General features: G+C 57.9%; 10 protein-coding genes. 8 read left to right on the top strand and 2 right to left on the bottom strand.

Features of this window, described 5'->3' with window-relative positions; translation table 11 throughout:
* Positions 1–98: 98 nt before the first annotated feature.
* Complete coding sequence (gene gap, locus GSUB_RS09400) at positions 99–1,100, bottom strand: type I glyceraldehyde-3-phosphate dehydrogenase (RefSeq protein WP_040200452.1); 1,002 nt, start codon at positions 1,098–1,100, stop codon at positions 99–101.
* 383 nt (positions 1,101–1,483) lie between these two features.
* On the opposite strand from gap, the gene GSUB_RS09395 reads away from it, so the two are divergent.
* The 6 genes from GSUB_RS09395 to pyrE all read left to right on the top strand — a co-directional run bounded on the left by GSUB_RS09395 (position 1,484) and on the right by pyrE (position 9,721).
* The gene (locus GSUB_RS09395) at positions 1,484–2,254 is read left to right on the top strand and encodes an MBL fold metallo-hydrolase (RefSeq protein WP_040200450.1); all 771 of its coding nucleotides are present in this window, start codon (positions 1,484–1,486) and stop codon (positions 2,252–2,254) included.
* A gap of 98 nt (positions 2,255–2,352) precedes the next feature.
* Positions 2,353–3,651: an adenylosuccinate lyase gene (purB, locus tag GSUB_RS09390; RefSeq protein ID WP_040200448.1), complete on the top strand. Its 1,299-nt coding sequence runs from the start codon at positions 2,353–2,355 to the stop codon at positions 3,649–3,651.
* A gap of 93 nt (positions 3,652–3,744) precedes the next feature.
* Complete coding sequence (locus GSUB_RS09385; protein ID WP_040200446.1) at positions 3,745–6,735, top strand: phosphoribosylformylglycinamidine synthase subunit PurS; 2,991 nt, start codon at positions 3,745–3,747, stop codon at positions 6,733–6,735.
* Between the two features lie 4 nt (positions 6,736–6,739).
* Positions 6,740–7,570, top strand: coding sequence for a phosphoribosylformylglycinamidine synthase subunit PurQ (locus GSUB_RS09380; protein WP_040200444.1), 831 nt, complete (start codon positions 6,740–6,742; stop codon positions 7,568–7,570).
* Between the two features lie 70 nt (positions 7,571–7,640).
* Positions 7,641–9,047 (top strand): amidophosphoribosyltransferase, encoded by a 1,407-nt coding sequence (gene purF, locus GSUB_RS09375; protein ID WP_040200441.1) that lies wholly within the window; start codon positions 7,641–7,643, stop codon positions 9,045–9,047.
* Positions 9,048–9,163: 116 nt separating this feature from the next.
* On the top strand, positions 9,164–9,721 hold the full coding sequence (gene pyrE / locus GSUB_RS09370) for an orotate phosphoribosyltransferase (protein ID WP_040200439.1): 558 nt from the start codon (positions 9,164–9,166) through the stop codon (positions 9,719–9,721).
* Between the two features lie 19 nt (positions 9,722–9,740).
* On the opposite strand, the gene GSUB_RS09365 is transcribed toward pyrE, so the two are convergent.
* The gene (locus GSUB_RS09365; RefSeq protein ID WP_040200437.1) at positions 9,741–10,331 is read right to left on the bottom strand and encodes a chemotaxis protein CheD; all 591 of its coding nucleotides are present in this window, start codon (positions 10,329–10,331) and stop codon (positions 9,741–9,743) included.
* A gap of 32 nt (positions 10,332–10,363) precedes the next feature.
* On the opposite strand from GSUB_RS09365, the gene GSUB_RS09360 reads away from it, so the two are divergent.
* Positions 10,364–11,044: a Crp/Fnr family transcriptional regulator gene (locus GSUB_RS09360; RefSeq protein ID WP_040200435.1), complete on the top strand. Its 681-nt coding sequence runs from the start codon at positions 10,364–10,366 to the stop codon at positions 11,042–11,044.
* Between the two features lie 100 nt (positions 11,045–11,144).
* Positions 11,145–11,504 (top strand): nitrous oxide-stimulated promoter family protein, encoded by a 360-nt coding sequence (locus tag GSUB_RS09355; RefSeq protein WP_040200433.1) that lies wholly within the window; start codon positions 11,145–11,147, stop codon positions 11,502–11,504.
* Positions 11,505–11,533: the final 29 nt, after the last annotated feature.

The raw sequence follows: 11,533 nt of genomic DNA, 5'->3' as shown, positions 1-11,533 counted from the left end.
CTTCCTCCTTGGTTCACAGATTTATTCTCTCAACAAAGAACAAGGGGCCGGCACCCTGCTGCGGGCGCCCGCCCCTGAAGTTAAATGGAAAATTGAATTCAGCGGGTGGCAATGAGCCGGGTCAGGTCGAGCACCCGGTTCGAGTAGCCCCATTCGTTGTCATACCAGGACATGACCTTGACAAGGTTGCCGTCGATAACGTTGGTTGAGAGGGCATCGACGCTGGAAGAGGCCGGGCTGCCGTTGAAGTCACGCGAGACCAGCGGCTCTTCGCAATAGACCATCACCTCTTTGAGGGGGCCTTCGGCCGCGGCTTTCAGCGCAGCGTTGACTTCCTCTTTCGATGTTTTCTTCTTGCTTTGGAACACCAGGTCAACCAGGGAGACGTTCGGTGTCGGTACCCGGATCGCCAGGCCGTCCAATTTCCCCTTGAGCTGGGGCAGTACCAGGCTGACCGCCTTGGCGGCGCCGGTGGTGGTGGGAATCATGGACAAAGCGGCGGCGCGGGCGCGGCGCAGGTCCTTGTGGGGTAGGTCAAGGATGCGCTGATCGTTGGTGTAGGCATGGATGGTGGTCATCATGCCTTTTTCGATGCCGAAGGCTTCGTCCATCACTTTAGCGACAGGCGCCAGGCAGTTGGTGGTGCAGGAGGCGTTGGACACCACGTGGTGTTTGGCCGGGTCGTAGTCCTTCTCATTGATGCCCATGCAGAAGGTGGCATCAACATTTTTTCCCGGGGCGCTGATGATGACTTTGGAGGCGCCGGCGTCGATATGTTTCTGCGCCTTGTCACGCTCGGTGAACAAACCGGTCGATTCGATCACGACCTTGACGCCGAGCTCTTTCCAGGGTAGGGCGCCCGGGTCTTTCTCGGAGAGGACCTTGAGCTTCTTGCCGTTGACCAGAATGTCATCGCCGTCGGCGCGGATATCGGCGTCAAAGGTGCCGTGCACGGAATCGTACTTCAGAAGATGAGCCAGCGTTTGCGAATCGGTCAGGTCGTTGACGGCGACGATTTCGATGTCTTTGTCGTTGAGCGCCGCACGGAATACGTTGCGGCCGATGCGTCCGAAACCATTGATTGCTACCTTGACAGCCATTCTGACGTCCTCCTTCAGGTGATTGAATGAATTGAGAAGAAACCAGGAAGGGTATGCGTGCAACTCCCGTCATGATTTTGTATGAACGGATAGTCGACTCCTGGGAAAAAGTCTTTGTTAATTTACACCAGAATCGAAAAAACGCAAACCCGTTATCCGGTTCGTTTTCGGGAAGAGATCGGGCAAGTTGAAATGTTCCCGGTCTTTAGCAGAAAATAGCTTGATTTCAGGGTGCAGCACCGTGCTGCGGCGGACGCAGTCCGGAGCGGTTTTTTGCTTGCGAAATCAGCTTATTTCGGGTATATAGGGCACCGCTTCTGGTTTTTTGGTCGGTGCTGTGCAGGGTCTTTGCACGGCACCGTGTTTTTTCGGGAGAAAAGTTTTTGCGGGTTTGTCTGATTGCCAGCGGAAGCAAAGGGAACGCTGTTTATCTGCAGAGCGGCGAGAGCCGGATTCTGGTTGATGCCGGGTTTGCCGCACGCGAACTGTCCCGTCGCCTGGAGTTGATCGGCGTTGAAGCCCAATCTCTTGATGCGGTGTTTGTCTCCCATGAGCATGGCGATCATTGCCGTGGCCTGGGTCCGCTGGCACGCCGTTATCAACTGCCTGTCTACATGAACCCCGAAACTTTTCAAGCCCTGCCGTCCCTGGGACGTGTCGCAGATCTGCATCATTTCGATACCGGTTCAGCCTTTACCTGCCGCGACCTGCACGTTGAAACGATTCCGCTGACTCATGATGCCGCGCGACCGGTGGCCTATGTTGTTGAAACCCGTGAGGGACGTATCGGCATCGCCACTGATCTCGGTATCGCGACCCGGCTGGTACGTGAACGGCTCAAGGGCTGCCGTGTGCTGATCCTGGAAGCCAACCACGACGAGACCATGCTGCGCGACGGCCCCTATCCCTGGCCGCTCAAGCACCGCATCCGCGGCAATCACGGGCATCTGTCCAACGGAGACTGCGCCGATCTTCTCGGCGATCTGTTGTGGGATGGGCTCGAGACAGTCTTTCTGGCTCATATGAGCGAAACCAACAATCGTGCTGAACTGGCCCTGGAATGCGTGCAGCGGGTGCTGGAAAAGCAAAACCTGTGTCGACCGCAGATCGTAGTGGGGCGACAATCCGAGTCGAGCATCTGCGTTTCCTTGTGAGGTGCGACTTTTCAAAGCACGGCGTACCAGCCGTTTCCTGATAACCGGACCTGATTGGTTCACTGATGATAAATTGATGATAAGGAGATTGAACAGAGATGATCCCCCGCTATACCCGACCTGAGATGGCCCGTATCTGGGAACCCGAGAACCGCTTCCGCATCTGGCTGGAAATCGAAACCCTGGCTTGCGAACGCCAGGCTGAACTGGGCGTTATTCCCGCCGAGGCCGTCAAAGTGATTCGGGAAAAGGGCAATTTCGACATCGACCGCATCGACGAAATCGAGGCGGAAGTCAAGCACGACGTCATTGCTTTCCTGACCTCGGTTGCGGAATATGTCGGCCCTGAAGCCCGTTTCATTCATCAGGGTATGACCAGCTCCGATGTGCTCGATACCTGCCTGTCCGTTCAACTCACCCAGGCCGCCGACGAGCTGCTGGTCGACCTTGATATGGTGCTTGAATCGATCAAGACGCGGGCCCTGGAGCATAAGGATACCGTGTGTATGGGGCGCTCTCACGGCATTCACGCCGAACCGATCACGTTCGGGCTCAAGCTGGCCGGCTGGTATGCCGAGATGCAGCGCAATCGCGAGCGCCTTCAGGCTGCGCGCAAAGGCATCGCGACCGGGGCGATCAGTGGTGCTGTCGGCACCTTCGCCAATATCGATCCTTCCGTGGAAGAGTACGTCTGCGATAAGATGGGTCTTGCGGCCGAGCCGGTGTCGACCCAGGTGATCCCCCGTGACCGTCATGCCGAATATTTCTGCACCCTGGCTGTGGTCGCCTCTTCCATGGAACGTATCGCCGTCGAGGTGCGGCACCTGCAGCGGACCGAGGTTCTGGAAGCTGAGGAGTTCTTCAGCAAGGGGCAGAAAGGGTCGAGCGCCATGCCGCACAAGCGCAACCCGATCCTGTCGGAGAACCTTACCGGCCTGGCGCGCCTGGTGCGCGGCTACTGTGTTCCCGCCCTGGAAAACGTGGCCCTGTGGCATGAGCGCGACATCTCCCATTCATCGGTGGAACGCAATATCGGCCCCGATGCCACCGTGACCCTCGATTTCGCCCTGCGCCGCCTCAATGGTCTGATCAAGAACCTGGTGGTCTACCCCGAGCACATGGAGAGAAATCTCAACCAGATGAAGGGGTTGGTCTTCTCCCAAAAAATTCTGCTCGATCTGACCCAGTCCGGCGTCAGCCGCGAAGACGCCTACAGTATGGTGCAGCGCAATGCCATGAAGGTGTGGGAAGAGGGCAAGGATTTTCAGGAAGAGTTGTTGGCGGATGCCGACGTCGTCAAGGCGCTGGGTGAAGATAAGATCCGCGAATCCTTTGACCTCAGCTACCACCTCAAACATGTCGACACCATCTTCAAACGGGTCTTCGGCGATTCGTAGGAAAATCAGGTAGGGGCGCACCGACGTGCGCCCTGATCCCGTCTATCATCCCGTTGATTTAATGGGTTAAATCGGAAACATACAGGAGAATTCATGCCCTGGAGAATTATCGTCGGACTTAAGGACGGCGTTCGCGACGCGCGCGGTGAGCGGGTGAAGCGTGAACTCAGCCGCCATCTCGGCATTGAGCTTGAAGATGTGCGTACCATAGATGTCTATACGGTCGATGCGGATCTGAACGATGCCGAGATCGAGTCAGCCGCAGCGGGGCCTTTCTGCGATCCGGTGATTCAGGAATCCGCCATCAACCGTCCTCTGGCTCATGATTTCGACATGCTCATCGAGGTCGGATTCCGTCCCGGCGTCACCGACAACGCCGGCCGCACCGCCAAAGAGGCGCTGCAGTACCTGGTGGGACGCAAATTCCGTGACGGGGAAGGGGTGTACACTTCGGTGCAGTACCTTCTCAAAGGAAAGCTCAGCCGTGACGATGCGGAGCGGGTCGCGCACGACTTTCTCGGCAACGCACTGATTCAGCACTGGACGATCCTGTCGCGCGATGAGTTCGACCCGCAGAAGGGCGTTCCCGTCAGTGTTCCCCGCGTAACATCCGAAGCCCGCCCCGAAATCCTTGAAATCGATCTGCAGGTCGATGACGAAGCCCTGATGCGCATCAGCCGTGAAGGCATGCTGGCCCTCAATCTTGAAGAGATGAAGGCCATCCAGTCCTATATCGCTGATCCTGAAGTGGTCGAACAACGCCGTAAGGCGGGGTTGGGAGAAAAGCTCACCGACGCCGAACTTGAGGCCCTGGCCCAGAGCTGGAGCGAGCACTGCAAGCACAAGATCTTCGCCGCCCGCATTGAATACGAGGACGGCTCGGGGGAAAAGCAGACCATCGATTCCCTGTTCAAGAATTACATTGCCGAGACGACCCACCGTGTGCGTGAAAACCTGGGCGACAAGGATTTCTGCCTGTCGGTGTTCAAGGACAATGCCGGGGTCATTCGCTTTGACGACGACTGGAGCATTGCCTTCAAGGTTGAAACGCACAACTCGCCCAGCGCTCTTGATCCTTACGGCGGCGCTCTGACGGGGATCGTCGGTGTCAACCGCGATGCTTTCGGGACCGGCATGGGGGCGCGCCTGCTGTTCAATACGGACGTCTTCTGCTTCGCCTCGCCGTTTTTCGACAAGCCGCTGCCGCCGCGTCTGCTTCATCCGCGCCGCATTTTTGAAGGCGTGGTCGAAGGGGTCGAGCACGGCGGCAACAAGAGCGGCATTCCCACCGTCAATGGCTCCATCGTGTTCGATGAGCGTTTTGCCGGCAAACCCCTGGTGTACTGCGGCACCGGCTCCATCATGCCGGCAACACTGCACGGCAAGCCCAGCCATGAGAAAAAGGCCCGGGTGGGCGATCATATCGTGATGGTCGGCGGCCGCATCGGCAAGGACGGCATTCACGGAGCCACCTTCTCTTCCGAAGAGTTGCACGAAGGGTCTCCCGCGACAGCGGTGCAGATCGGCGACCCCATTACTCAGAAGCGCATGTTCGATTTTCTGCTGATCGCCCGTGACCGCGGACTGTACAATTCGATTACCGATAACGGCGCCGGCGGCCTGTCATCCTCTGTCGGCGAGATGGCCGAGGATACCGGCGGCTTCGAGATGCACCTGGACCGTGCCCCGCTTAAGTATGCCGGCCTGCAGCCGTGGGAGATTCTGATCTCCGAGGCGCAGGAGCGCATGACCCTTGCGGTGCCGCCGCAGCATATCGACGCTTTTCTCTCCCTGGCACAGGAGATGGATGTGGAAGCCACCGACCTGGGGCATTTCACCGACTCGGGCTACTTCCACTGTCTGTACGAGGGGCGTCCCGTTACTTATCTCAAAATGTCCTGCGTTCATGACGGCGTTCCACGCATGGTGCTGCCCGCCCGCTGGCAGGATCCGACCCAGCGCGGCCTCAAGGAGCCCGAACTGTCGGAGCCGGCCGATTATAACGCCACCCTCAAACAGATGTTGGGGCGCCTCAACATCTGCTCCAAAGAGAGCGTGGTGCGTCGCTACGACCATGAAGTACAGGCTGGAACCGTAGTCAAGCCGCTGACCGGGGTGGTCAACGACGGCCCGTCCGATGCCGCCGTTATCCGGCCGCTGCCCGAAAGCAATGCCGGAATCGTCGTCTCTCACGGCCTTTGCCCCCGCTACAGCGATATCGACACCTATCACATGATGGCCTGCGCCATCGACGAAGCCCTGCGCAATTATGTTGCGGTCGGTGGCGATATCGGCCATGTCTCCGGGCTTGACAACTTCTGCTGGTGCGACCCGGTGGAGAGTGAGAAGACGCCGGACGGCGCCTACAAGGCCGCACAGCTGGTGCGAGCCAACCAGGCCCTGCGCGATTACTGCGTGGCCTTCGGCGTACCGTTGATTTCTGGCAAGGATTCCATGAAAAATGATTACATGATCGGCGACCGCAAGATTTCGATCCCGCCGACAGTGCTGTTCTCCGTTATGGGGCGTATGGATGACATCCACAAGGCGGTCACCATGGATGTCAAGCAGCCCGGTGATCTGGTCTACCTGCTGGGCGAAACCCGCAACGAACTCGGCGCTTCGGAATACTACACCATGCATGGGGAAGTGGGATTTCATGTCCCCAAGGTGGATTCGGCGGCCGCCCTTGAGCTGTTCCAGACCATCAACCAGGCCCAGAAGCAGGGAGTGCTCGCTTCCTGCCACGACCTGTCCGACGGCGGCCTTGGCGTCGCCCTGGCGGAAACCGCTTTTGCCGGTGGGTATGGAGTGCAGGCCGATCTCAGGAACGTCTCCACCTCTGAAGCCCTGCGTGCCGACCAGATTCTGTTCAGCGAAACGCCGAGCCGCTTCCTGGTGACGGTTCATCCTGAACAGCGCGAATCCTTTGAAAGCATTTTTGCGGGGCAGAACCTGGGCCTGATCGGCGAGGTGACCGAGGCGCCTGTACTGCGCATCAGCGGCTTGCAGGGCGAATTGCTGGTGGATGAGAACATCGACGCATTGAAGGCGGCCTGGCAGGCCCCGCTGGAGGAGATGTAAGAATATGGCTGAACAAGTACGCGCTGTCGTCATCGCCGGTAACGGCACCAACTGCGAGCGCGAAGTGGCGACTGCCTGCCGCATGGCCGGCTGCGACGTGGTCGATATTGTGCATATCGCGGAATTTCTGGCCGGTCGTTGCCGCCTTGACGATTATCACTTTCTGAATCTGGCTGGCGGGTTTCTGGATGGAGACGACCTGGGCAGCGCCAAGGCCGGGGCCAACCGTCTGCGTCATGCCCGTGTCGCTGGTACCGAGAATCACCTCATTGACCAGGTACTTCGATTTATCCAGGACGGTAAGCTCATCATGGGCGTCTGCAACGGTTTTCAGCTCATGGTAAAAATGGGGCTGCTGCCGGCCCTCGATGGGGATGTTCATACCCAGAGAGCAAGCCTGACCTTCAACGACTGCGGACGTTTCGAAGACCGCTGGGTCAACCTGAAGGTCGATCCCCAGTCGCCCTGCGTCTATACCCGTGGGATCGACAAGATGTATCTTCCCGTTCGCCACGGTGAGGGCAAATTCGTAGCCGAATCCGATGATCTGCTCAAGGCCATCGAGTTGCGCCATCTTGCCGTTATGAAGTATGCTGATCCTGTGACAGGTGAGCCGACTGACCGTTATCCGCTCAACCCCAACGGCTCCATGAATGCCATCGCCGGCGTTTGCGACGAAAGCGGCCGTCTGTTCGGGCTGATGCCCCATCCGGAGGCTTACCTCTTCCGGGTGCATCATCCGCGCTGGACTCGTGAGCAGAATCTGCCCGAAGAAGGGATGGGATTGTGGCTCTATCGCAATGCCGTTCAGTTTATTCGTGAGGATATTCTTTAAACCTTGTTCGACCCGGGATTTGTTCCCGGGTTTTTGACTTTTCTCCAGACTCAGAGGAGTACTCCGCTTAATGTTTGACAAGTTTCAGGATGAATGCGGTGTCTTCGGGATCTTCGGCCACCCCGAAGCGTCCAACCTGACCTATCTCGGTCTTTACGCGCTTCAGCATCGCGGCCAGGAAAGCTGCGGCATCGTCAGCTCCGACGGCGGCAATTTGCACGCTCATCGCGGCATGGGGCTGGTTGCCGATGTGTTCCGTGATGAATCCCTGTTTTCACGTTTGTGCGGCAGCAGCTCGATCGGCCATGTGCGCTATTCCACCGCCGGCACCAGCGATCTGAAAAACGTCCAGCCAATCATGGTCGACTACCTGCGCGGCAGCATCGCCGTGGCTCATAACGGCAACCTGGTCAATGCCCAGGAAGTTCGCAATGAGTTGGAACTCTCCGGATCGATCTTCTCGACCACTTCCGATACCGAGGTTCTGGTTCACCTGCTGGCCCGGGTCCAGGCTGATTCGCTTGCCGAACGGGTGAGCGAGGTATTGAAGGTCGTACGCGGTGCATACAGCCTGGTTTTCCTGACGGAAACGCGGCTGGTCGCGGTGCGCGACCCCAACGGCTTTCGCCCCCTGGTGCTGGGCAAGCTTGACGGCGCTTATGTTTTTGCGAGTGAGTCCTGTGCTTTCGATCTGATCGAGGCCGAGTTCATCCGCGAGGTGGAACCGGGTGAGATGATCGTGATCTCTAAGGATGGCTTGCAGTCCTATCACCCCTTCGGCAAGGTCACTCCCACTCCCTGCGTCTTTGAACATATCTATTTTGCCCGCCCCGACAGCATCATCTTCGGACGTCAGGTGTACGGCGTGCGCAAGGAGTTCGGACGTGTGCTGGCGCGCGAGTTTGCAGTCGATGCGGATGTGGTGATCCCCATCCCCGACTCTGGAGTGCCCGCTGCCATCGGCTATGCTGAAGAGTCCGGCATTCCGTTCCAGCTCGGCCTGATCCGCAATCATTACGTTGGACGGACATTCATCGAGCCGCAGCAGTCCATCCGTCACTTCGGCGTTAAAATCAAGCTCAACCCGGTACGGGAAGTGATCGAGGGCAAGAGGGTGGTCGTTGTGGACGATTCCATCGTGCGGGGCACCACCGCGCGCAAGATTATCAAGATGGTTCGCGCCGCCGGTGCGCGCGAGATTCACATGCGCATCTCCAGCCCGCCGACCAGCTTCCCCTGTTATTACGGCATCGACACGCCGACCCGCAAGGAGCTGATTTCTTCATCTCACACGGTGGAAGAGATCAACCGCTACATTACCTCCGATTCCCTGGGATACCTCTCCCTTGAGGGGCTGCGGGAAGCTGTCGGTGATCCGAGTATAGGCGGCGGTCATTTCTGCGATGCCTGCTTCAGCGGCTACTACCCGGTCAAATTCCCGCGCCTCAAAGCCGACAGCCAACTTGGGTTGTTTTAACGTTGAAAAGCTTTCCCTGATAACCCCTCCCCAGCGGGGGGAGGTTGGGAGGGGGGAGTTTGGGTCGCAGTTCGAAAGTTTTATTTGATGACAATATCGACAGGAGAGATCAACCCATGACGCAGGAAGAACGCACGGACCTGATGGATATCGTTCGCGAACTCTCTTACGAGGAGCGCGAAGTAACGCTGGCTTCGGGGCGCAAGAGTAATTTTTACTTTGACGGCAAGCAGACCACCCTGCACGCCAAAGGTGGACTGCTGGTGGGTAAAGCTTTCTGGAAGGAAGTCAAAGCTTTCGGCGGAAAAATCGATGGCGTCGGCGGCCTGACCCTGGGAGCCGACCCGATTGCGACCGCGACCTCCATCGCCGCCTGCCTTGAAGGTGAGCAGGTGCATGCCTTCATCATCCGCAAGGAGCCCAAAGGGCACGGGACCGGTCAGTGGCTTGAAGGGCGCAAGAATCTGCCGCCCGGTTCACGGGTGGTCATTGTCGAGGATGTCACCACCACCGGCGGTTCGTCCATGAAGGCCGTGGAGCGTGCCCAGGAAGAGGGGCTTGAAGTGGTCGGCATCGTGACGCTGGTGGACCGTGAAGAGGGTGCACGGGAGAATATCGAAGGTGCCGGACAGCAACTGCGTGCGGTGTTCACCCGGACCCAGGTTGTTGGTTGATTTCCGGGAAAATCGTGCCTTAATCCCAGATTCCGTCCCGATTTGCAGGTTTTTGATGCTGCCGTGTGCGTTGTAGCAGCCGCTGTTCGCGGTGGGCGATATCCCGTAAGCGGCTCTTTTTGATGGGCCGCATCATGACGGAATAATCCTCCGGCATGAAATAAATGACCCGTCCATGAGTGCCGCCCAGATCCTGCGCCACCAGGGGAATTTTTTCCTTGCGAAGGAAGTCGCGAATAAAGAGGCAGTTCAGTTGCCCGACCCCGGGAGCGGCAGGGTCGTGCGGGCCGAACATGGTGGCGCCGCCGAAGGCCTTGCAGCGTAAGTTTTCACGCTCTGCTCCCAGTCTGAGCATAGCGTTGATCAGCATCTCCATGGCGTGGATGCCGTAGCGGGCCGATTCCGTCAGCAGCAGAGGGACATTGTAGCGATTGATGGTTCCGCTCAGAAGAAAGTGGTTCATGCCGATGACCTGGTTGACCGGATCATACAGGCAGGCTGCCACGCAGGAGCCCAGCAGGGTCGAGAGGCATTCGGCCTTGTCGGTGACGTGATAGTTGCCGGGTAGAATGGAAATAAAATCCCGGCCGATGATGGACTGATCACTCATATATCGATTTGAATCTGCAGGATGTCATTGTCATGGATGATCGCAGCGCCATAAAAAAATGTCCGTTGTTTGCCGGAGTCACCGATCAGGATCTTGAACAGCTCGCCGCGGTCTGCCGTCGAAGAGAGTATAACAAAGGCGAGGTGCTTTTTTCCGAAAAGGAACCCGCCAATGGTTTTTACGTCGTCGTCGATGGCAATGTCAAGGTCTACAAGCTGTCGTCCGAGGGTAAGGAGCGGATTCTGCACATCGTTCATCCCGGAGAAAGTTTCGCCGAAGCCGCCATGTTCGCCGACGGCTGCTATCCGGCCTTTGCCGAGCCTGTGCGCAAAGCCACCGTCCTCTTCTTTCCCAAACAGCCCTTTATCGAGCTGCTGCAGACTCATACCCGGATTCCCCTCAACATGATCGCGGGGCTGTCCCGGTTTTTGCGCCAGTTTGCCGGGCAGATCGAGGATCTGACCTTCAAGGATGTTCCTGCCCGCCTTGCGCGCTACCTGGTCGAGCTGGCTGAGGACGGACGCGATGTCGTCGAACTGCCCATCTCCAAAACCCAGCTTGCCTCGCGGCTTGGCACCGTCAGTGAAACCCTGTCGCGCACCCTGCGCAAACTCTCCGAAGATGAGCTGATCAAGGTTCAGGGCAAAACCATCACCATTCTGGATCATGACCGCCTCGAAGACCTGGCGGAAAGCTCCCGCGAATCCCTTTGATTTTTCTCCTCACCCCTCACTTCTCATGTTTTTTGACCTTGATCAATGCCTTTCACAACTCAGCCCGGTATTCTGCCTTCATAAAAAGGGAGGCAGCGCGGTGAAAGATCAATCGGATAAACAGGAAATCAAGGACTTCAAGGTTCTGGCCCAGTTTACTGCAGTTTACTGTCGCGCCCATCATCAGGGAGCCAAGCGACCCCTGCAACCCTCTGAGGTCGATGTAGAAGGCTTGAACCTGGAGCCTCACTCGTTGTGCGAAAAGTGCCGTGAATTTCTGGCCTACGCGATCGAGCGCAGGCAGCGCTGCCCCCTTGACCCGAAACCGAGCTGCAAGCACTGCGAGATCCACTGCTACCGGCCGGGTCATCGTGAACAGGTCAGGGAGATCATGCGTTTTTCCGGCAGTCGTCTGATGCTGCGCGGACGGCTCGATCTGCTCTGGCACTACTTCTCTTGAATCCGTGAGGAGTGAGGCGTGAGGCGGAA

This window comes from Geoalkalibacter subterraneus (genome assembly GCF_000827125.1).
Lineage (GTDB): Bacteria > Desulfobacterota > Desulfuromonadia > Desulfuromonadales > Geoalkalibacteraceae > Geoalkalibacter_A > Geoalkalibacter_A subterraneus.
Note: the sequence above shows the minus strand (reverse complement) of the source record. Positions and strands in the feature narration are given on the sequence as shown.

Bases quoted from the DNA above. Each gene is read 5' to 3' on its own strand.
- gap (WP_040200452.1), bottom strand. From the start codon at position 1,100: ATGGCTGTCAAGGTAGCAATCAATGGTTTCGGACGCATCGGCCGCAAC.
- purB (WP_040200448.1), top strand. From the start codon at position 2,353: ATGATCCCCCGCTATACCCGACCTGAGATGGCCCGTATCTGGGAACCC.
- GSUB_RS09385 (WP_040200446.1), top strand. From the start codon at position 3,745: ATGCCCTGGAGAATTATCGTCGGACTTAAGGACGGCGTTCGCGACGCG.
- GSUB_RS09380 (WP_040200444.1), top strand. From the start codon at position 6,740: ATGGCTGAACAAGTACGCGCTGTCGTCATCGCCGGTAACGGCACCAAC.
- purF (WP_040200441.1), top strand. From the start codon at position 7,641: ATGTTTGACAAGTTTCAGGATGAATGCGGTGTCTTCGGGATCTTCGGC.
- pyrE (WP_040200439.1), top strand. From the start codon at position 9,164: ATGACGCAGGAAGAACGCACGGACCTGATGGATATCGTTCGCGAACTC.
- GSUB_RS09365 (WP_040200437.1), bottom strand. From the start codon at position 10,331: ATGAGTGATCAGTCCATCATCGGCCGGGATTTTATTTCCATTCTACCC.
- GSUB_RS09360 (WP_040200435.1), top strand. From the start codon at position 10,364: ATGGATGATCGCAGCGCCATAAAAAAATGTCCGTTGTTTGCCGGAGTC.